This is a genomic window from Streptomyces sp. NPDC006335 (assembly GCF_040612795.1).
Lineage (GTDB): Bacteria > Actinomycetota > Actinomycetes > Streptomycetales > Streptomycetaceae > Streptomyces.
In genome coordinates this window covers 87,399-108,460 of the sequence record NZ_JBEXQX010000022.1, presented here as the reverse complement: position 1 = coordinate 108,460, position 21,062 = coordinate 87,399, and the positions used below count along the sequence as shown (strand labels likewise).

Annotated in this window: 10 protein-coding genes, 1 tRNA gene and 2 pseudogenes; 6 read left to right on the top strand and 7 right to left on the bottom strand. The window is 69.1% G+C overall.

Going from position 1 to position 21,062, the window contains the following annotated elements:
* Window positions 1-120: 120 nt before the first annotated feature.
* From ABZ098_RS39110 to ABZ098_RS39090, 5 genes and pseudogenes are all read left to right on the top strand, one after another.
* The gene (locus tag ABZ098_RS39110) at window positions 121-1,221 is read left to right on the top strand and encodes a hypothetical protein (protein ID WP_356598741.1); all 1,101 of its coding nucleotides are present in this window, start codon (window positions 121-123) and stop codon (window positions 1,219-1,221) included.
* A 426-nt stretch (window positions 1,222-1,647) separates the two neighbouring features.
* Window positions 1,648-5,076 carry a serine/threonine-protein kinase gene (locus ABZ098_RS39105; RefSeq protein WP_094216382.1) on the top strand — a complete coding sequence of 1,143 codons (3,429 nt, stop codon included), beginning with the start codon at window positions 1,648-1,650 and terminating at the stop codon, window positions 5,074-5,076.
* The gene (locus tag ABZ098_RS39100) at window positions 5,063-6,472 is read left to right on the top strand and encodes a hypothetical protein (RefSeq protein ID WP_356598739.1); all 1,410 of its coding nucleotides are present in this window, start codon (window positions 5,063-5,065) and stop codon (window positions 6,470-6,472) included. The genes ABZ098_RS39105 and ABZ098_RS39100 overlap by 14 nt, the downstream gene beginning before the upstream one ends.
* A 351-nt stretch (window positions 6,473-6,823) precedes the next feature.
* Window positions 6,824-7,747, top strand: a pseudogene (locus ABZ098_RS39095) (lantibiotic dehydratase).
* Between the two features lie 719 nt (window positions 7,748-8,466).
* Window positions 8,467-8,625: pseudogene (locus ABZ098_RS39090) on the top strand (lanthionine synthetase); the annotation flags it as partial.
* Window positions 8,626-8,885: 260 nt separating this feature from the next.
* On the opposite strand, the gene ABZ098_RS39085 reads toward ABZ098_RS39090, so the two are convergent.
* The 7 genes from ABZ098_RS39085 to ABZ098_RS39055 form a co-directional block, all read right to left on the bottom strand.
* Window positions 8,886-8,958, bottom strand: a tRNA-Lys gene (locus ABZ098_RS39085).
* A gap of 98 nt (window positions 8,959-9,056) precedes the next feature.
* The gene (locus ABZ098_RS39080; protein WP_356598737.1) at window positions 9,057-10,592 is read right to left on the bottom strand and encodes an amino acid permease; all 1,536 of its coding nucleotides are present in this window, start codon (window positions 10,590-10,592) and stop codon (window positions 9,057-9,059) included.
* A 48-nt stretch (window positions 10,593-10,640) separates the two neighbouring features.
* Entirely contained in the window at window positions 10,641-13,772 is a 3,132-nt protein-coding gene (locus tag ABZ098_RS39075; RefSeq protein WP_356598735.1) for an FG-GAP-like repeat-containing protein, read from the bottom strand.
* 8 nt (window positions 13,773-13,780) lie between these two features.
* Complete coding sequence (locus tag ABZ098_RS39070; protein ID WP_356598733.1) at window positions 13,781-15,898, bottom strand: VCBS repeat-containing protein; 2,118 nt, start codon at window positions 15,896-15,898, stop codon at window positions 13,781-13,783.
* A 184-nt stretch (window positions 15,899-16,082) separates the two neighbouring features.
* Window positions 16,083-18,185: a DEAD/DEAH box helicase gene (locus ABZ098_RS39065; RefSeq protein ID WP_356598731.1), complete on the bottom strand. Its 2,103-nt coding sequence runs from the start codon at window positions 18,183-18,185 to the stop codon at window positions 16,083-16,085.
* A 234-nt stretch (window positions 18,186-18,419) separates the two neighbouring features.
* On the bottom strand, window positions 18,420-18,941 hold the full coding sequence (locus ABZ098_RS39060; RefSeq protein ID WP_356598729.1) for a hypothetical protein: 522 nt from the start codon (window positions 18,939-18,941) through the stop codon (window positions 18,420-18,422).
* A gap of 90 nt (window positions 18,942-19,031) precedes the next feature.
* On the bottom strand, window positions 19,032-19,382 hold the full coding sequence (locus ABZ098_RS39055) for a metallopeptidase family protein (RefSeq protein WP_356598727.1): 351 nt from the start codon (window positions 19,380-19,382) through the stop codon (window positions 19,032-19,034).
* An 84-nt stretch (window positions 19,383-19,466) separates the two neighbouring features.
* Here ABZ098_RS39055 and ABZ098_RS39050 point away from each other — a divergent pair, with 84 nt between their 5' ends.
* Window positions 19,467-21,062, top strand: a complete 1,596-nt coding sequence (locus ABZ098_RS39050; protein WP_356598725.1) for a metallophosphoesterase — start codon at window positions 19,467-19,469, stop codon at window positions 21,060-21,062.

Genomic DNA, 21,062 nt, shown 5'->3' with positions numbered 1-21,062 from the left:
CCGGTCGTGCGGGCGTCCCAGGCACGCCGAGCCAGGCCGGTGCCCACGGATCCGAAACACGTTATGCCTCAACTGGCGGCACCTCTATTCTGGTCTGTTGCCCACCTGGAGATAGACACCATGACCGCCCTGACAGACCCGCTCACCGAAGAGCAACGGCTCCTCCTCGACATCGTGTGGGCGACGTTCGTCGAACACGAGCGCTTCCCGAACTTTTTCCACGTCGCTTACCGCATGCGAAAGCACGGCCACGACGCCGCGAAGGTCCTCTATAGCTTCCCTGTGATTGGCCACGACCAGGTCTCAAACGGCTACCGGGCCGTCGGGTGGTGGGGGCACGGCTTCACCCCGCAGTCCGACGGGCCGGTGTACCTGACCATGGCGGGGCTCTACCACCTGCAGCATGACCAGATGGCCCGCGATCTTGCCCGTGGCCTGCTGGCGTATATGCAGCAGATGACCCGGGAGCAGGACAGGATCCTCGACAGCCCCTTCGACCTGCCCGATATCGACGTGAACCTCGGCGACGTCCTGAAGGAGATTGACGGCACCAGTCCCCTGCTGGAGCGCATGGCTCAAATCGCCGACCGCGAGTGGCCAGGCATGCGCTTCAACAAGACATCCCTCACTGGCCGACTCGGCGCGCTGCCATCCGCGGACTGCGACACCCTCGACCTCTACCTCGCCGATATCGCCGCCCACCTGTCGCCGCCTGCGCCGCCGGAGGCGCTGTCCTTCACCGAGCCGCGCGCCTTGTTGCGCGCGCTGAACTTCCTCGACGTCACCTACGAGCTGGTATTCGGCGAAGCCCTAGTTATCCCGCCGCCCATGGATCGCTCCAGCCTCCTCGCCTTGGACGTCGGCGACGAAGCGGCCTACAACTCCGGGCTGGTCGTCTTGACCGACATCCTGCGCGACTTCAAGGTGCCCGGCCGCAGTCCAGGCTCGGGCCTGCTGCGACTAGAGGAACATCTCGCCGACAAGCTACCCGCGCTCGACCGCGACGCGGTCCACCAGGCCGTACAGCTCCTGGACCAGATCCGTGTCATCCGCAACTCCGCCGTCCACCCCAAGCCACGGCCGGAACTCGCCACCGCCCACCACGCGCTTGGGCTGGGCTTCCCGGTCCGCGACTTCACCGCTGCCTGGGACAGCGTCCGCGCGCACGCTGAGCGGGCCGTGAGCAACCTGCAGGAGGCGATCCAGTCCGCTAGGCCCTGAGACCAGTCGCCGCGGCAGGTGTTTCTATCTGTTCGGTCAAGGTCTGTGGGCTTGGTCAGGAGAAATAAGGTAGCCAGAGGGGGAATGATCTTGATGGGTGGTTCCGGACGCTTCTTCGGTGTCCGGAACCACCTCGTCAGGTCAGGTTCGATGTGACCTTCGATCCGATCCCTCGCGGCCGCCGCTGCGTCGTCCGCTCACGCACCACCCAAGCACCCAACGCGTTCTACCGTGGTCGAGGGGCCGACTCCGATCACGCCTCGTTGCTTGGGTCAAGGGGGCGCCCTCTCGCAGAGCCACTCCGAAGGGACCATTACTCGCCAAGTCCGTATCACCCTGGGCAAACTGCTGATCCGATGGGAAAGCCGCTGGCAAGATGGCCGCTTGGGTGGACTGCGCGGCAGTCGGGGGAGCAAGGAGCAGTGGGTGGGGACGACGATTAACGGCCGGTTTCTGTTGCTCCCTCAGGAGGCCCGCCCGGGGGGTTTGTCCGAGGTCCGCAAGGCCGTGGACATCAAGAGCGCTGGCGGTGACCACGTCGCCGTGAAGCTGCTCAAGCAGCGCGAGGACGACGCGATCACCCGGATCTTCCTGGAGCGGGAGACCTCGGCGCTCAAGGCACTGAATCATCCCCATATCGTGCGGATGCTCGACTCTGGCTGGGATCAAGGGCTGGAGCGGTACTTCATCGCCCTGGAGTGGATTGACCGCAGCCTCAAGGACGAGATGGCAGATGGCCGTCCCCTTGACTGGCCGGCCTACTTCACACGTATAGGCGGACCGTTGGCTTCCGCCCTCGCGTATGCCCACGAGAAGGAGATCGAGCACCGTGATCTGAAACCGGGAAATGTCCTGCTGACCGGCGACGGCACGGTCAAGCTCGCCGACTTCGGGATCGCCAAGATCTTGTCCAAGGCCGCAGCCGTGACCGACGAGACGGTCGCGGACTTCCGATCCGCTCTGTACTCGCCGCCCGAGCAGAGCGAGGCAGTCCCGTACGTCCGTGACGTGTACGCCTACGCGGTCCTGGCCATTCAGGTCCTCTCCCGCAGCCAGGCACGTGACTACCACGATCTGGCGACGGTACTCGACGGTCTGGAACTCGACACCGAGATCCGCAACGTCCTCAGAACCTGCATCGACCTCGACCCGAAGAAGCGGCCAGCCAACGCTATCGTCCTCGAACACCGGCTCCTGGAGGCCGAGCGGGTCTGCGAAAACCGTGATGCTCGCCAACGCAACGCGCTCTGGCTGAAGATGACCCGTCGCGCGGCCGAAAGCTTGAGCACCACCCCGGCCGGAGAAGAGATCGACTGGGATGCGGTGAAAAACACGGTGCTCGCGGACATCTCCGGCACGGTTCATGTCGACTACGGCTACAACGCGCAGAGCGACGAAGTCGACACCGGCACGGTGCGGGTGTTCGGCCAGAGTCTGTTCCTGCGCCTGGTCAACGACGAGGATCAAAGCGACCGATGCGTCATCGTTTCGGCCGAGGAACGAGCAGAGGAATGGATGGCCAAGCGCCGGGCGTCCGCCCTCAAACTCGGCCCCATCCTCACCTGGACGTTCAACGATCCGGGCGAGGACCCGGCGTACGACGGCCTCAACCTGCTGCTGGACAGCCTCAACGAAGAACTTGACGCACGCGAGACACAGGCCAAGGAGGGTAAGCGCCAGCAGCTCGGCGACCTGTTCGACGGCTGGCGCCGCGTCCTGGAAGCCCGTGAGGAAGCGGCGGCCAACGGGCGGCAGCCGATCCAGTACGAACGGTTGGAAGGCGGCGGCCGCACCCGAGTCTTCCATCTCGCCGCGCCCGACACTACCGCCGAAATCGGTGAAGAGTGGTCCGTCGCGGAGTACCCCTACAGTCGGCCCATCGACCGCGGCGAGATCACCAACCGCACTGACGACACCGTCGTCCTGCGAATGACGCGTCCCCAGGCCGTCCTGCCCGCCCGGGGGGTACTGCTCCCCTTCCTCGGACCCAGCCAGAACGCGATCAACCGGCAGCGCGACGCACTTACCGCGGTCGCCGCCGGCCAGACCGCAAATCTCGACCTGCGGCAGATCATCGATAACCCCGGAGTCCTTGAGGTCGGCCCGCCCACCGAAGTCACCACCTGGGTCCGCGCCGACCTCGACCAGAGCAAACGGGACGTCGTCGCCCACGCTCTTGGCACCCAGGACCTACTGCTCGTCGAGGGACCACCCGGCACTGGCAAGACGACCGTGATCGCTGAGATCGTCGAGCAGACCCTCAGTCGGCATCCCACCGCCCGCATCCTCATCGTCAGCCAGACCCACATCGCCATCGACAATGCCCTCAAGCGCCTTGAAGACGCAGGCATCACCGAACTCGTCCGCCTCGGCCGCGTCGACGATCCACGCGTCGCTGAAAGCGCACAGCCGCTGCTGCTCGACCGGCAAGTCAAGAAGTGGACCCAGGGTGTCCGGACGCGCGCAGAACGGCATCTGGAGAGCGTGGCCGCCAACAGCGGCCAGCAGCCCAGCCACCTCAAAGCGGCCCTGGTGCTGGAAGAACTCGCCGCCGTGGCCGCCGACCTCGCCCATGTGACGGCCCGCCTCGACGAGCTGGCGAACCAGCCTGTGCCTGAGCGCACCACATCCGCCAGAGAGCTCGGCGAGGAAGTCGTCACCACCCGAGCCCGTCGAGAACAGCTCCTCGAACAGCGGGCAGAGCTGTTCGCCGAAGTGCAGACCATGCTCGACGGCGAACTCACCCTCCGCGAGGAAATGAGCGCCGCAGACGCCCGCGACGTGGTTGAGGCGCTCCTCGGCCCGGCCGGGACCGGCAGGGAACTGATGCACCTGCTGCGCCTCCAGGGCGAATGGCTGCAGCGAATCGGCACCGACCAGAACCTGATCGCGGGCTTCCTGCGCACCCGGCGCGTCATCGGCGGCACCGCGCTCGGCTTCCTCGGCCACCCGGCGGCCCGGGATCTCGAATTCGACCTGTGCATCTTCGACGAGGCGTCCAAGGCGACCGCGACCGAGGCGTTGGTGCCAATGGCCAGGGCCAAGCGGTGGGTGCTGGTCGGCGACACCAACCAGCTGCCTCCCATCGATGAGGATCTGCTACGCGATGAAAAGATCATGGCCGATCACCAGCTCATCCCCGAGCTGGTGAAGACCACCCTGTTCCAGTACTTCGCCAACTCCACCAAGGCACCCGTCAAGCACCTGCTGCGCGAGCAGTACCGGATGACCCCGGCGATCGGCAACATGATCAGCAGCTGCTTCTACGACAACAAGCTAATCTCGCCCAACGACCATGTCCTTCCCGGCTACAGCACGGTCAACAAACCCGTCCTGTGGCTGGACACCAGCGCTCTGCCGAACCGCCGCGAGGACGAACAGTCCGCCGCACAAACCAGCGTTTCAAACCGCCTTGAGGGCCAACTCGCGATGCGACGCCTGGAAGTCATCGACCGGGCCATCGACAAGGGGGTGATCAAGACTCCCGACGGCAAGCGCCTCGACGTCCTGCTGATCGCCCCCTACGGCCGCCAGGTCGAAGAACTCACCAAACGCCTAGCCTCCCTGAGACTCAAGCACATCGCTCCAGAAGTCCTCTCCGTCGACGCGGTACAGGGTCGAGAATGCGATCTCGTCGTGTTCTCCGTGACCCGAAGCAACATCAGCGGCCGCTTCGGATTCCTTGGCCAGCCCTACTGGCGCCGCATCAACGTCGCTCTCTCCCGAGCCCGCTACGGCTTGATCATCGTTGGCGACGCTGGCTTTTGCCGCAGCAAGCCCGGCGCCCTGCGCGACGTCCTCGACTACATGAGCGGCCACCCGGAAGACTGCGAGATCCGCAATGCCTACCTCTAGCCCCGCCTTCGGCGACGACAGCCTCCTGGCCCTCCGCTTCCACAACACCCGTCCCGGACTCGAACTCATCCAGATCGCCGACGCCGCACTGCCTGTCGCCCGGATCACCGCCGAGGTCCTCGCCCAGGACAGCAAGGACCTCCCGCTTATGGAGGAATTCGTACTGCGGCTGGTCGACCACAACGTAAGCAACACGCGTGGTATCGCCGGCCTACTCGGCCTGCCCGAAAACATGGTCGACCGGACCGTCGCCGTGCTGTTCGGCTCAGACGACCTCAAATGGGCCCGCCCCGCCCCCGCAGACGCAGGCCGGGCTCCCGGCCTGCGGCTCACAGACAAGGGCCACCTCACTGCCCAGAAGGCCGCCGCCGTAGCGCCCGTGCGGGTCAACCAACCGCTCGTCTACGACCAAATGCTGTGGAAGGTAGCCCCCTACGACCGCCGCACCACCATCCCGCGCGGGCAGGCCGAGGAAAACGGCATGATCATGCTGCCCGCCGCAAGGTCCGGGCCCGTCAACGACGGAGACATCACCGCAGCGGAAATCACCGCTCTGCTCCGCGAGAACGGCAACAACAAACGCGAAGTCCTCCAGGTCAAAGGCATCTCCCAGGCCCCGGCCCGCCGTGTCCTGCCGGTCAAGCTCCTGGTGTATGCCGACGCAGACCGTACCGACGTCGAAGTCGGCATCGTGGTCGACGGCGAACTCAGTCAGGCCCACGAACTCGCTCTCATCGGCCACGGTGGTGCCAAGGCCCTCGGCATCTCTGTCGCGCCGCCCCCCGAACGCCCTCTTCTCGACCCCGACCTCGAAAAGGCCCGCGTACCGCTGCAAGAGGTCACCCAGCACCGTGCAGAACAGGCCGCATTCCAGCTCGGCGCTCACGCCCCCATGCCCGGTCCGCCGGCAGTTCAGCAGCCACAGGCAGACGAGATCCGAGCCATCGGAGTCTTCGAGCATCCGGACGTCCTCGACGACGCACTCACCAACGCCCGCCGCCGACTCTTGATCATCTCACCGTGGATCAAGAACGCGATCATCACCACCGACTTCCTTAGCAAACTCGAACGCCGGGTCAAACAAGGCGTCAAAGTGGACATTGCCTACGGCTACGAGGAAAACGACACCAAGACCGACCCTGCCTCCGTCCGGAAACTCACCAACCTCGCCGACCGCTACCGCGACAAACTCAGCTTCACGCGTCTGAAGAGCACCCATGCCAAGGTTCTCGTCTACGACGACGTTTGGGTGACCACGTCCTTCAACTGGCTCTCTTTCAAAGGTGATCCCGAGCGCACCTACCGCATGGAGGAAGGAAGCCTCGTCCGCAACCGCCAAATCGCCGACACCCAGTACGCCCGCTACCTTGAGTTGATCGCCGTCCAGCGCCGATAAGTGTCAGCAGTGGCGCCTCCCGCGTGACGCTGCACCCTCACACCCCTTCTTGTGAGCGTCGGTCGGTGACTGGCTCGGATTATTACGGTGAGGACCGGCGAGGCCCGTGACGGCTGGCGCCTCCCGTAGAGGTCGTCGCAGACAGCGCACCGACTATCCCGACAGCTACCCAGGCGCACCGGCCGGTGCTCGCAGGCCCCGCGTCTCCGCTCGGGATGACCCCCTTGTACGGTCGGCTCAAGCCGCCGCGCTTGACGGCCGTAACGAAGTCTTCCTAACGGACGAACAATATGAGGCCCTGGACGTGGGTCCCGACCAGCCTCGGCTGCTGCCCCACTTCGAGATTGGGGGGTGCACGCGGCCAGCCTGGAGGAATTGCAGCGCGGGCGGTCCCGGCTGGAGGCCGTAAGCGTGTCCCGTGGTGTGGGCGTCTTCACCGGTTACTTCGTCAGCGTGCTGGCCCCCGCCAACCGCGAGGCCCTGATCGCAGAGCTTGCCAACCTCCCGTCCACAGACGGCAACACCATGCCTGCGCAGCTCTCTTTCCCGCCCCTGCTCCCCGAGAGGCCCACGTCACCCGCTCCCCACAAGTGCTACACACCGTGATTGCCTTCAAGGGCGCCGCGGCCCTCAGGACACCGTCCTCACCCCGGAGGGCCTGGCTGTGGCTACGATGCCCGCCGCATGTACCTCGCCGCTCCCGAGCGAGGCCACCGCGTTGAGGCCGTCGGGATGCATGCACTGTATCTCCGCGCCCACACCCCGCCGCTGGTGCGGTTCCTCACCGAACTGTCCGCGAGGTGCGCGCAAGTCACCCTCTTCGACTGGGGTGCCGCAACGACGATGCCATTCCTTCCACGTCTGCGGTACGGGCGGACCGTGTTGGCCCCGGCGCGCTGGCGGCTGAAAGCGTCCGAAAGCTGCCCAGCCATGCCCGCCTTGGCTGAGTGGGACGCCGCGCTCAGCAACTGGTGTGCCCGGCGAAGGCTGCCGTGTCGTGTCTACCCCATGAAGACACCTGTGCCTCTTTCTCGATCTCGACGAGGCCGACCACCGGACACTCCTGTGCCAGCACCTCGACCGTACGCGCCTGACCGTGCTGTTCGAGGCCCCGAATCCGGAGGTGTACGGCTGGTGTGGCGGGCGAGCCCACGAGGTCGTGGTGCCCCTCAAAGCAACCAGGCCGTCGGCATGGCCGCCACCGCCCGCCCACAGCCAGGCCCGTGCCCTGTATACGGCCCAGATGCAGACCCGCCGCTTCCTCGGTTCTTCTAGCCGCCCTGCACGGCGACCCACGCCTCCAAAGACATGTTGGTCTCCCGGCACCTGCCCGGCCTCCTCAAACAACTGGGCAAGCGCCGTGGTGGTTCATCGGCTTCCGCGACCCGGACCAGCACCTCCGCGTACGCATCGCCCTCCCCGCCCCGAAGCCTTCGCCGGCACGGCCCGGCCGGTGAGCGCTTGGGCTGACGAGCTACGAAGCATCGGCCTGCTGGCCGACCTGCACTATCCCATCTCCTACCGGTCCCACACGGTCGCCATCACCTCCGCCTTCCTCAGCACCATCGAGGCTGGGATGCAGTGGCTGGCGACCATGTATCGCCGACCGCCCCCGTGCCCGTTGCACGCCCGCAGTTCACCGAGGCCGTACGGCTCGCCGACCCGAGCGACGACTGGTCGGCCCTGCGTAGGTCTCAAGAGGAGACGCCATCGCGTCCGGCTGGGCCGACCGACAAGCGGCACTCACCGCGTACAGGCCGCGCCTGCCCGGCTCGGGCACGGCATCGCCGTCGAAGACGTCCTGCCTTCCCTGCTGCACGTCCACTTCGTGCGCCGCGCCGCCGTGAACTACCCCGAGGACGAAGTGTGCCTCTACCTAGCGCGCGGCGCCGCCCTGGCCTGCACCGCCCGCACAAAGGGGAGGGCGTCGTGAACGCCCCCTGCGCTCGGCCTGGTCGACGCCATCACCGCCAGCTCGCCGACCCCAAGACCCCAGGACGCTGTCCTCGGACCGGCAGGGCCTTGCCTACGGTCCGCCCGGAATCGCACTCCTGCACATCGAGCTGGCCGCGAACGGCCTCGGACCGTGGCATCGCGCTCACAACTGGCTCACCGCCGCCTCCCGGCAACCGCTCACCAGCGGCCCAGACAGTCAGAGAAAACGCCGAATGAGCTAGATAGCTTCAGCTGCGGCCGGTCCGTCGGCTACCGCAGCGCGGGGCGAGAGCCGCCGCGCCGCTGCGAAGCCTCGCAGACACGCCCGCGAGGGATCTTGTCAGCATCACCAAACGTGCGGCCCTGATCGCACATCCGCTCACGCAGTACCCCGAAAACGCCGCAGCGCCCGAGTCGACCGAAGCCAACCCAAGCGCTGCACCGCAGGTCAGAAGGGGTATCCCCCGCCTGCGAACCGTAGGCCCTGTGGGACTCGAACCCACAACCAATGGATTAAAAGTCCACTGCTCTGCCAATTGAGCTAAGGGCCCAGGCGATGTTGCCTCCCCGAGCATAGCCGGACGTGGCCGTGTCTCCGATCGGGTATCGGGGACACGGCCGCGTCGGGCGGGCGGAACGGGCGGGAAGATCAGGGATCGACCGGTTCGGGGGCGTTCGCGCGGGCCGCCTCGCGGGCCTTGGTGCGCTCGTGCTCGGGGTTGAGGAACCAGTGGCGGGCCGAGGCCGTCCACCAGGTCCAGGCGAAGCCGAGGACGACCAGGACGGCGACCGGGGCGTAGTTGAAGGTCTCCCAGGTGACCGGGGAGACCTGCGGGAGCATGAACAGCACGGTGATGACGGCGACCCACGCCACCGAGACCACGCCGATCGCGCCGGACCAGCGGCCCAGGTGCCACGGCCCCCGGTCGAAGGCGTCGCCCTTGCGCAGCCGCAGCAGGGTCGGGATGACGTAGGCGATGTAGAGGCCGATGACGGCGATGGACGTCACCGCCGCGTACGCGGTCACGTTGATCAGGTACGGCAGGCCCAGCACCAGCGCTCCGCCCGCGGCCAGCCACACCGCCGCGACCGGGGTCCGGGTGCGGGGGCTGACGGTGTGCCAGACGTGCGAGAACGGCAGGGCGCCGTCGCGTGAGAAGGCGTAGATCATGCGGCTGTTGGCGGTCACCGAGGCCATTCCGCAGAAGAGCTGGGCGCCGATGACGACCAGGAGGAGGAGCTTGCCGGCGGTGGCGCCGAGCGCGTCGAGGAGGATCTGGGCCGGCGGCGCGCCCGTCGGGGAGTCGAGGGCGCCGTCGTAGGACTGGATCGCGAACGTGAAGCCCAGGAGCAGGACGAAGCCCGCTATCCACGACGTCCAGATCGACTGGACGATGCCCTTGGGGCCCGCCGTGGAGGCGTCGTGGGTCTCCTCGGTCATGTGGGCCGAGGCGTCGTAGCCGGTGAAGGTGTACTGGGCCATCAGGAGGCCGAGCAGGACCACGTAGAAGCTGCTGCCCCAGCCCGTGTTGTTCACGAACTCGCCGAAGACGAAGGACGCCGACTGGTGCTTGTCGGGGGCGAAGGTCAGGGCGCCGACGATCACCGCCACGCCCACCACGTGCCACCACACGCTCACGCTGTTCAGCAGCGCGACGATCCGCACGCCGAAGGTGTTCAGCAGGCCGTGCAGGATCAGGATCGCCGCGAACAGCAGCACGGTCCGGCCGGGCGTCACCTCGAAGTCGAACTGCAGGTTCAGGTAGGCGCCGAGGAAGGACGCGGCGCCGAAGTCGATGCCCGCGGTCACCGCGACCTGGCCCAGCACGTTGAACCAGCCCGTGAACCAGGCCCAGGCGGCCGCGGTCCGGGGCGGGGCCAGGCGGTGGGCCCAGAAGTACAGGCCCGCGGAGGTCGGGTACGCCGAGCAGATCTCGGCCATGGACAGGCCGACGAACAGCGTCATGAGACCTACGGCGACCCAGCCCCAGGTGATCACGGCGGGGCCGCCCGTGTTCATGCCGAAGAGGTAGAGGGTCAGGCACCCCGACAGGACCGAGATGATCGTGAAGGAGACCGCGTAGTTGGAGAACGCCGACATGCGGCGGGCGAGGACCTGCGTGTAGCCGAGCTGGGCAAGCCGTTCTTCGTCGGAGAGCCCTCTCGCTGCGTCGTCATCTGTCATGCCCCCAGCGATTCCCTCACCGGGGGCGTGACATGCATCACAACTTGGCTAGAAAAGGCCCTTGTAGCCCTGCCAGCCGGTGGCGATCTTCACCCGCGCCCCGAACGACCCCTTGCCGTCACCGTCGTTGCGCCACACCGTGCCGCCGGTGTCCCGGGAGACCAGGTCCGCCCTGCCGTCGCCGGTGATGTCGCCGACGCCGACGACCGCGTTGTACGAACCGCCCCACGCCGTGTACAACTTCGTCCGCGCCGAGAACGTCCCGTCGCCCTTGCCGTAGTACCGGTACAGGTTGTTCGCCGTGTCCTGGGCGAGCAGGTCGCCGACGCCGTCACCGTTCAGATCCCCGGCCCCGACGACCTTCTTGTACGTCTTCCAGTTGTCGTAGAGCTTCACCCGGGCCGACAACGTGCCCGTCCCGGTGCCCTTGTAGAGGTACACGGTCCCGGTCGAGGAGCTGCGCGCGATCAGGTCCGGGCGCCCGTCCTTGGTCACGTCACCGGGCGCGGTCAGCACGTCGTACTGGTTCCAGCCGGACGTGCCCAGCGAGGTGTACGGCGTCGAAGGCTTCAGCGCGGCCCCGCACCCCGGCTTGTAGGCGCGCAGCGCCCCGCTGCTCAGCCGCACCAGGACGTCGTCGCAGCGGTCCCCGCTCAGATCGCCGTACGGGACGAAGCGCGCGGTGGTGGGCCAGCCCGTGCCGGTGACCTTGCCGGAGAACGTGCCCTTGCCCGTGCCCGGTTGGAAGGCCAGCGCGCCCGAGGAATCGAGCGTGACCAGGTCACCGATGCCGTCCGAGCCCACGTGGTCGTGGCGCACGGCCGCACCCCCCGACAGCGCCGCCCTGCCGGACGCGGTCAGGGGAGCGCCCTGGCCGTCGGCGGGCTGGGCGGTGAGCGTCCAGGTGTACGTGCCGTTGGGAGCCCAACTCCCGGACGCCGTACGGCCGTCCCACGCGGCGGTGACCGAGCTGCGGGACTCGCCGCCGGCGAGGGTGCGCACCACCGTGCCGTCGGCCGCCTTCAGCGTCAGCTTCCACGAGGCGGCCGGCTTGGACAGCTGCCAGGACGCCTTCCAGGTGTCCGCCGCCTTGAACGCGGTCGGCGTGACGGCCCGGGTCGCGGCCAGCGGCGAGGCGGGCACGCCGCTCGGCACGACATGGACGAGGTTCTGCCGGTCGACGTAGGCGATGCCGCCGCCGAAGCGGTCCACGGCCCAGGTCCGGCGGCGGGTCTCGCTGCCGTCGGTCGTCATCGGGATGCCGAGGTCCCGGGTGACGGCGGTGCCGCCGCTCTGGAACTCGGTCAGCCGCAGGTTGGTGCCGGTGTAGCGCTGGTTGACGAAGTAGCCGTCGCCCAGCAGACCGCCCCGGCCTGCGGGCAGCGCGATCTTCTCGCCGGTCTTCACGTTGACCACGCCGTGCTGCTGGAACTGCGCGCAGGTCCAGTACAGCCACGGCCCGGCACTCTGCAGCTCGACCGGTACGCAGGGCGCGCCCGTGTCGAGGGTGCCGGTGTCCTTACCGGTGGCGAGGTCCTTGCGGGCGACCGTGCCGGCCGTGGCGGTGGCCGCGTAGAGCGTGCCGCCCCACACGGTCGCGCCGGTCTCCGGCCGCTGGTCGACGACCGACCCGGTGTCGAGGTCGACGACGATCGTCACCCCGTCCTCAACCGGGTATCCGGGGACCGTCGGCCGGCCGCTCTGGTAGACGGCGTACCGGCCGGTGGCCTCGGTGAGCCGCCCGTCGGAGTTCCCGGTCAGGGCGCGGTCCGCCTGGTCGGGTCCGCGGCGGCCGACGATCTCGACCTGGGCGGGACTCGACTCGAAGTTGCGGACCTGGTAGACCGTGCGCCCGTCACCGCTGTTGAGGAGCTGGGTGCACAGCGACTGCCCGCACACCGTGTAGTCGTACGACCGCCCGCTCTCCCGGCCGGCGTAGACCGGGTCGGACGCGGAGGTCGGCGCCTGGGCGGGGCTGAGGGTGCGGTGGTAGAAGCCGGCGCCCTGCGGGCCCTCCTTCTCCACGGTGGACAGGGTGCCCGCGCTCAGCGCGATCGCGTCGACGCCGGCCGCGACCGGGTCCAGGCGCCGCACCTTCTCCAGCCCCGGCACGCCGTCCGCGCCGACCGTGGCCTTCTGGACGTACCAGTCGGCCGAGGAGGTCCCGCCGATCACCGCGACCCCGCCGCCCTCGATCTGCACGGCCTCCTTGTCGGCCTTCTCCAGCAGGGTCCGGCGCTGCCCGTCGAAGGAGAGCGCGACCAGGTTCCGCTTCAGTGCCGCGTCCGTGCCGTCGGCCTGGGTGAAGGCCAGCAGCCAGCCGTCGAGCAGCCCGATCTTGGAGAGGTCCAGGTCGGAGGGGACCGGGAAGGTCCGCTCGGGCGCGGCCAGGTCGGTGCGGGAACGCACGTGGGCCACCCGGTCGGCGTCGATCCACAGCAGGTCGTCCCCGGCGAGCGCGACATACGGGGACCAGCCCGTGTTCGCGTCGAGGGTCCGCAGCTGACCGGTGCTCAGGTCGATCAGTCCGAGCCGGTCGTAGCGGCCGTTCTCCGCGTCGGCGGCCGAGGTGGCGAACCGTACGACGGCCTCGCGGGCGTCACCCGCGACCAGCCGGACCTGCTTGAGGTCCGTGCCCTCGGGCCAGCCGGTCACGGTGACCTTGGCGTCGACGACCGGGTTGTCGGCGGGCAGCAGGTACCAACTGTCCACCGTCTGGAGGTCGTTGTCCGTGTAGTCCTGCACCAGGACGGTGGCGCCGAGCAGGCCCCTGAAGAGGTCACCGGAGCCGTAGGGCACGGTGAACCGGTGCGTGGAGCCGTCCGCCATGTTCTGGATGTCGATCGAACCCAGGTTGTGGTGGGCCACGTAGTCCGACTCGGCGCCGAACTCGGCGAAACCGGCGTCCTCGTTGTTGCCGTAGCCGAGCAGGGACGTGGTCTGGCCGGTGTCGAACCGGGTCCACTGGAACTCCTGCCCGGAGCTCGGGTCGGCGTCCTCGGGCGAGTGCACGAACCCGGTGGCGCCGAAGGAGCCCAGCGAGTCCTCGCGGGGCACGGCACGCCAGTTGGGCGTGATGTCGAGCTGTCCCGGGGTGTCCGCGACGGCCGGCGCCGCGAGCAGCGGGGTGAGTCCGAGGCCCAGTGCCAGAACGCCGGCCGCGGCCCCGGTTCGAATCATGTGCCGCATCAGAAGATCCCCTTGTAGGTCTGCCAGCCGGTGGCGATCTTCGTGCGCGCCCCGAACGAGCCCTTGCCGTCGCCGTTGTTGCGGTAGAGGTTGCCCGCGGTGTCCCGCGAGACCAGGTCGTTCTTCCCGTCGCCGGTGATGTCGCCGACGCCGACGATCACGTTGTAGGAGGTCCCCCAGTTGGAGAAGACCTTCACCCGCTCCTTGACCTGGCCGGACCCGGTGCCGTCGTAGCGCCACAGCGTCCCGGCGCCGTCCTGCACCAGGACGTCACCGAAGCCGTCGCCGGTGAGGTCACCGGCGCCGACGATCTTCTTGTACGTCGCCCAGCTGCGGATCCTCACGCCCGGCTTGAGCTTGCTCGCGCCGTCGTTGGCGAACAGGTAGACGTCACCGGTCGAGGCCTTGCGGGCGAGCAGGTCGGTACGGCCGTCGCCGGTCAGGTCGCCGGGTGCGGTCAGGACGTTGTACGCGTTCCAGCCGGTGCCCAGCGAGGTGTGGCTGCTCGCGGGGGCGTACGACGCCTCCCCGCACTTGCCCGCGTAGCGGCGCAGCTCGCCGTTGGGCATCCGGACCAGCATCTCGGCGCAGCGGTCCTTGCCCATGTCACCGAACGGGACGGCGACCGTGCCCGCGGGCCAGCCGGACCCGTTCTGCTTCCAGTCGAACTTCCCTGCGCCCCTGGTGTACTGGAGGCTCAGAGTGCCCGAGGAGTTGAGGGTGGCCAGCTCGCCGTAGGCGTAGCCGCCCTGGTCGTGGTGGCCCTGGCGGCCGCCGGTCAGCCCGAACTTCCCGCTGGTGGTGTACGTGCCCCCGCCGTCGGCGGCCCTGGCGGTCAGCGTCCAGGTCTTGGGGCCGTTGTAGGCGTAGGCGCCCGAGTCCGTCTTCCCGTCCCAGGCCAGGTCGATCGCCGTACCGCTGCCCCTGAGGGTGCGGTCGGTGCGGCCCTGGGCGTCCTTGACCGTGAAGGTCCAGTCGGCGGGCTTGTTCAGCTGCCAGGTGCTGTTCCAGGTCATGTTGCCGCTGTAGCGGCCGGCGGCGTCGAAGTCGCCGTCGTCGAGGTCCGACTCGATCTTCCCGAGCGCCTGGGCGGGCACCCCGCTCGGCGCGACACGGATCGTGTGGTCGGCGTCGACGTAGGCGATGCCCCCGCCGAACTTGTCCACCGACCAGGTCAGCCGCCGCTGGTCGGCGGTGTTCCCGGCCGGCAGGTCGGCGATCGCGCGCGCGGCGGCGGCCGTACCGGAGTGGTAGTCCGTCAGCATGAGCTTTCCGGCGCTGCGGTCGTGCTGGACGAGATAGCCGTCGCCGACGAGCGCGGGGCCCGAGGGCACCTTGATGTTCTTCTTCGCCGTACGGTCGTACACGCCCGCCGCGCCCGTCGGGCCGCAGTTCCAGTAGATCCAGCGGCCGATGACCTGGAGCTCCTTGACCGTGCAGGGGGCTCCGGTGGAGACGGTCGCGACCGTCTTCTTCCCCTCCAGGTCGTACTGGGTGACCACGCCGTTGCCCGAGCCCGGTGTCCACAGCGCCGAGCCCCACACGGAGGCGGCCGTGACGGAACGGGTCAGCCGGACGTCCTCGGAGCGGTACCGGTTCACGGCGTCGACGTACTGCTTGCCGGTGGAGGCCGCGTCGTAGACGAAGTAGCGTCCGGTGGCGTCCACGAACCGGCCGCCGGTGACGGCGGGTTCCGTCCCGTGGTAGCTGTTCGGCTCCGTCCAGATCTGGGCGCGTTCCTTGTCGTACTCGTCGACCTGGAAGTAGCCGACGCTCTGCGTGCCGGTGGAGCGCAGCGGCACGCACCCGCCCGCGTCGCACGGCACACGCTGGAGGTGGGTGCCGTCGGCGAAGACGCCGGCGTATCCGCGGGTGGCCTCCGCCAGCACGGCGGAACCGTCGGGCGAGAGCTGCCGGCCGACGACGTACTGGTCGCCGCTGGGCCGGTACTCGACACTGGCCAGGTAACCGGCCGCGTAGTCGATGCCCCACACGCCGTCCGTGGCGATCGGCGTCGGAGTGGTGTCCGCGGCCGCCGGGCCCGCGGACGTCAGGGTGCCGGCGCTCAGAGCGGCCAGCGAGGCAAGAGTGAGTGCGATCCGGGCACGCCGGGTCAAGGGTCCCTCCCCAGGGAAGTAAGAAAAGGCGCACCGGCAGGCCTTGTCTTCCCCCTCGGCCACACTCCGCCACGCGATACAGCGGATGTTAACAACCGCCACACAGGCTTCGGTAGTCGATTACGCATGCGAAAAGGGCCCGCACGACCGAAGTCGTACGGGCCCTCTCTCAGTTCACGCTGTGTCAGCCGTTGCGCTTCCAGCGCGGCTTGTCGTCGCGGCGGCCGAAGGAACCGGTGCCGGTGCCGGTGCCACCGCGGTGGTCGTCACGACGGCCGTAGGGGCGGTCGTGGCTGGGGCGGTCGTGGCCGCCGGAGCGGAAGCCCGGGCGGTCGCCCTGACGGTCACGGTTGAACGGACGGTCGCTGCCACGGTGGCCGCCACGCTCGTCACGGCGCTCGAAGGAACGACCCGCCGGACGGTCGGACGGACGGTCGTCACGGCGGAAGCCGCCACGGTCGTTGTCCCGACGCTCGTTGTCGCGGCGGAAGCCACGACGCTCGAACGAACGGCCCGCGGGACGGTCGTCACGGCGGTCGTCACGACGGAAACCACCACGGTCGTTGTCCCGACGCTCGTTGTCCCGGCGGAAGCCACCACGGTCGTCACGACGCTCGAACGAACGGCCCGCGGGACGGTCGTCACGGCGGTCGTCGCGACGGAAGCCACCACGGTCGTCACGGCGCTCGAAGGAACGGCCACCACGGTCGTCACGACGCTCGTCGCGGCGGAAGCCACCACGGTCGTTGTCACGACGCTCGTACGAACGACCGCCACGGTCGTCCCGGCGCTCGTCCTGCGCGGCCGGCTGCTCGGGCACGGACACGGCCGCGGCCGCCTCCGTCGCCTCTGCCACCGCGGCCTGCGCCTCGGCGACCGCGGTCTCCGGGTCCTCACCGCGCTCGCGGGCGGCCCGGGCGACCAGGCGATCGGCCTCCTCGCGCAGCTCGGTCGCGCGGCGCTGCGCCCGCTCCAGCTCCTTGGTGAGCTGGGCGACCTCGCGCTCGGCCTGCTGAGCCGCGTTGGCCGCGGACTCGGACTGGACCTCGGTCATCGAACGGGCGCCGGTGATCTCGGCGACCTCGGGCTCGAAGGCCGTACCGGAGTTGATGATGTGACGCCCGGCGTCGACGCCCGCGTCCTCCATCAGCCGGAAGATCTGGCGGCGCTGGTGCGGCAGCGACAGGGACACGACCGTGCCGGTGCGGCCGGCGCGAGCGGTACGGCCCGCCCGGTGCAGGTAGTCCTTGTGGTCACCGGCGGGGTCGACGTTCAGGACGAGGTCGATGCCGTCGACGTGGATGCCGCGGGCGGCGACGTCGGTGGCGACGAGCGCGTTGACGTAACCGTCCTTGAAGTCGGCCAGCGTGCGGGTGCGCGCGCCCTGGGTCATGCCGCCGTGCAGCGCGTCGGCCTTCACACCGGCCTCGCGCAGCTGCTCGGCGATGCGGTCGGCGCCCAGCTGGGTGCGGACGAAGATGATGGTGCGGCCCTTGCGGGAGGCGATGGCCGCGGTGACCGGCGCCTTGTCCTTGGGCTTCACGATCAGGATGTGGTGCGACATGGTCGTGACGTTGCCCTGGGCGCTGTCGACCTCGTGCGTGACGGGGTTGCTCAGGTAGCGCTTGACCAGGGTGGAGATCTCGTTCTCCATCGTGGCCGAGAACAGCATCCGCTGGCCGCCGGCCGGGACCTGGTCGAGCAGCTCGGTGACCTCGGGCAGGAAGCCCAGGTCGGACATCTGGTCGGCCTCGTCGATGACGGCGACCTCGATGTCCTGCAGGGAACAGGCGCCGCGGTTGATGAGGTCGCGCAGGCGGCCCGGGGTGGCGACGAGGATGTCGACACCGCGCTCCAGGGCGTAGATCTGGTTGCCCATCGACGTACCGCCGCAGACGACCTTCATCTTGAGGCCGAGGACGTCGCCGTAGGGCTGGAGGGCGTCCGCGACCTGCATCGCGAGCTCGCGGGTCGGGGTGAGGATGACCGCGCGCGGCTTGTGCTTCTCGGTGCGGCCACCGGCGAGACGCGCCATGGTCGGCAGACCGAAGGAGAGGGTCTTGCCGGAGCCGGTGCGGCCACGGCCGAGGATGTCCTTGCCGGCCAGGGCGTCCGGGATGGTCGCGGCCTGGATCGGGAAGGGGGTGGTCACGCCGTTCTGCGCGAGCTTGCGCACGATGCCCTCGGGGAGACCGAGGTCCGCGAAGGTGGCCTCGGGAGCTTCCACGGCGACTTCGGTGCCCTCGTTCTCGGGCACGACGACGTGATCAGTACTGGAAATGGACATGCGTATGCGAAACCTTCCGGAGTCTCGTCGGCACGCGCCCGTCAACTCCGTGTTTTCGCAATACGACCGCCTCTATGCGGTCAGCCACGGCAAGGGAGAGAACGCGCCACACGGCGCTCTTCTGCTTTGGCGCCGGGCAAATGATCAAACGATCTATAACCATACGCACCTGTCACCCCCGAAGGCAAACCGATGCCCTCGTATGTATCGCAGGTCACTCCGGGCTTCTCGACATCACACCGGCGACCCGGCGGTGGGCGCCGGTTCCCGCTGGCTGAGCTGTGTGCCGGTCTCCGGCTGCGCGGACGAGGACGGCTCGGCGGGCGGCGGCGACGGCGTGGGCGACGCGGGCGGCTCGCTCGGCGCCGGCGGCTCCGGATCGGGCGTGCGGGTGGGCGCCGGGTCGGTCCTGGGCGCCGAGGGCACCGGCTTCACCGAGCTCCCCGACTTCACCCCCGCCGAGGCCGACGCGCCGGCTTTCGCCGAGGCGGACGCCGACGGCGAGGCCGACTCCTTCCCGTGCTTCCCCTTGGCGTGCTTGCCGTGTTTGCCGTCCGAGCCGGTCCCGCCGAGCCCCATGGAGCCGCCCGAGCCCACCGAACCCCCGTCCGGTGCTTCCCCGCCGCGCTCACCGGCGGAGTGCGACGGCTTCGCGCCGCCGCCTCCGTCGTCCCCGCCCACACTCATGCAGCCCGCTGCGGCGGCGACGGCCATGACCGTGGCGGCCAGACGGACGGGTACGTACAAGGGGCGCACGAGCAGCCACCTCCGAGGGCGGTCGTCAAAGAGTCAACGTGCCCAACTCCCGCCGCCCACAAGAGGACACGCGCCCCGTTCGAAACCCACTCACCCGTACCCGAGCGCGTGCAGCCGCTCGTCGTCGATCCCGAAGTGATGGGCGATCTCGTGCACGACCGTCACCTCGGTCTCCGCGACCACGTCCTCGCGGGAATCGCACATCCGCAGGGTCGGCCCCCGGTAGATCGTGATGCGGTCCGGCAGCACCCCGGCGTACCACTCGCCCCGGTCGGTCAGCGGCGTGCCCTCGTACAGCCCGAGCAGCTCGGGATCGTCCGCCGGCGGTTCGTCCTCGACGAACACCGCGACGTTGTCCATCAGCCGCGTCAACTCCGGCGGAATCCGGTCGAGCGCCTCGGCGACCAGTTCCTCGAACTCCTCGCGCGTCATCTCCAGCACAGGCCCATTCTCCGGTACGACCCATCCGTACGAGAGTCATGAGCACGCCGCATATCCGCGGGCGGACTTGGGCATACGGGACCAATGGCCCGCGTCCCCGCCGCAGTCCTGAACGTCCGGAGCATCCTGAACGCCCTACGAAAGCCCCCGCGAGCCCTCGCCCGCCAGTACGGCAGGCGTCGCTCCCACCCGTCCGTCGAGCTCGTCCACCAGCCGCACCCCTGGGCCCGCGCCCTCGGTCTGGTCGCCGTCGTCCTGCTGGGCGCCTGGCTCGGTCTGCTGATCGTCGGGAACGTCCGGGTCCCGGTCGGCCCCATGAACACGACGATGACCCTGCGCCCGTCCCTGACCGGCGGCACGAAGATCAACATCAGCCCGCTCGGCGCGCTCCAACTGGACAGCCACCAGGCCCCGGTCCGCCTCGACGTCAACGTCGACCAGCTCGACCCGGAACGCTCCCAGGCCCTCGTCGACCACCCCGAGCGCCTCTCCGGCCTCCAGGACGAGGTCGCCACGGACGTCGAGCACGGCACCCTCGACCTCGCCCTGCGCTCCTGCGTCGCCGTGGTGGCGGGCGCCACGACACTCGGCCTCGCGGTCTACCGCCGCCCCCGCCGGGCCCTCGCGGCCGGCGGCCTCGCCCTCACCCTCCTGGCGGCCTCCGGCGGCACGGCGTACGCCACCTGGAACCCGGAGTCGGTCCTGGAGCCGAAGTTCTCGGGGCTGCTCTCCTCCGCCCCCTCACTGGTCGGCAACGCGCGCAGCATCGTCACCGAGTTCGACGTCTACCAGAAGGAGCTGGCCCGCCTGGTGACGAACGTGACGAAGCTCTACGACGTCACGTCCACGCTCCCCGCCTACCAGCCGGACCCCACCACCATCCGGGTCCTGCACGTCTCCGACATCCATCTCAACCCCGCGAGCTGGAAGATCATCGCCTCGCTGGTGAAGCAGTACAAGGTCGATGTGATCGTCGACTCCGGCGACACCATGGACCACGGCACGGCGGCGGAGAACGGCTTCCTCGACCCGATCCCGGACCTCGGGGCGCCGTACGTGTGGGTCCGCGGCAACCACGACTCCCTGACCACCCAGCGCTACATGGAGGGCCTCAAGCACGTCCACGTCCTCGACGACGGCAGGGCGCGGACGATCGCCGGGCTGCGGTTCGCGGGCATCGGCGACCCCCAGTTCACCCCCGACCGCTCCACGAACCCCGGCGCCGACGAGTCCCAGGAGGCGGCGGGCGACCGCCTGGCCGCCGCCCTGCGCGCGCAGCGGGCCGCGGGCACCCCGGTCGACCTCGCCATCGCCCACGAGCCCTCGGCGGCCCGCCGGGTCGACGGCGAGGTCCCGATGATCCTGTCCGGCCACCTCCACCACCAGGAGATGGAGGTCATGGAGAAGGGCACGCGGCTGCGCGTCGAGGGCTCGACGGGCGGCAGCGGGCTACGGGCCGTCGAGGGCAAGTACCCCGACCCCATCGAGGCCTCGATCCTCTACATGGACCGCGACACCCGCCGCCTCCAGGCCTGGGACGAGATCAAACTCGGCGGCCTCGGCCTCACGACGGCGGAGGTCAGCCGCCACCTCCCGGAGGACAACCAGCCGGGAGCGACCCCGTCCCCGACCGGCTCCCCCACCGGCTCGCGCACACCCTCGCCCTCGGGGAGCCCCTAA

Coding starts and splice junctions, on each gene's coding strand:
- ABZ098_RS39110 (WP_356598741.1), top strand. CDS start 121: ATGACCGCCCTGACAGACCCGCTCACCGAAGAGCAACGGCTCCTCCTC.
- ABZ098_RS39100 (WP_356598739.1), top strand. CDS start 5,063: ATGCCTACCTCTAGCCCCGCCTTCGGCGACGACAGCCTCCTGGCCCTC.
- ABZ098_RS39080 (WP_356598737.1), bottom strand. CDS start 10,592: ATGACAGATGACGACGCAGCGAGAGGGCTCTCCGACGAAGAACGGCTT.
- ABZ098_RS39075 (WP_356598735.1), bottom strand. CDS start 13,772: ATGATTCGAACCGGGGCCGCGGCCGGCGTTCTGGCACTGGGCCTCGGA.
- ABZ098_RS39065 (WP_356598731.1), bottom strand. CDS start 18,185: ATGTCCATTTCCAGTACTGATCACGTCGTCGTGCCCGAGAACGAGGGC.
- ABZ098_RS39050 (WP_356598725.1), top strand. CDS start 19,467: ATGGCCCGCGTCCCCGCCGCAGTCCTGAACGTCCGGAGCATCCTGAAC.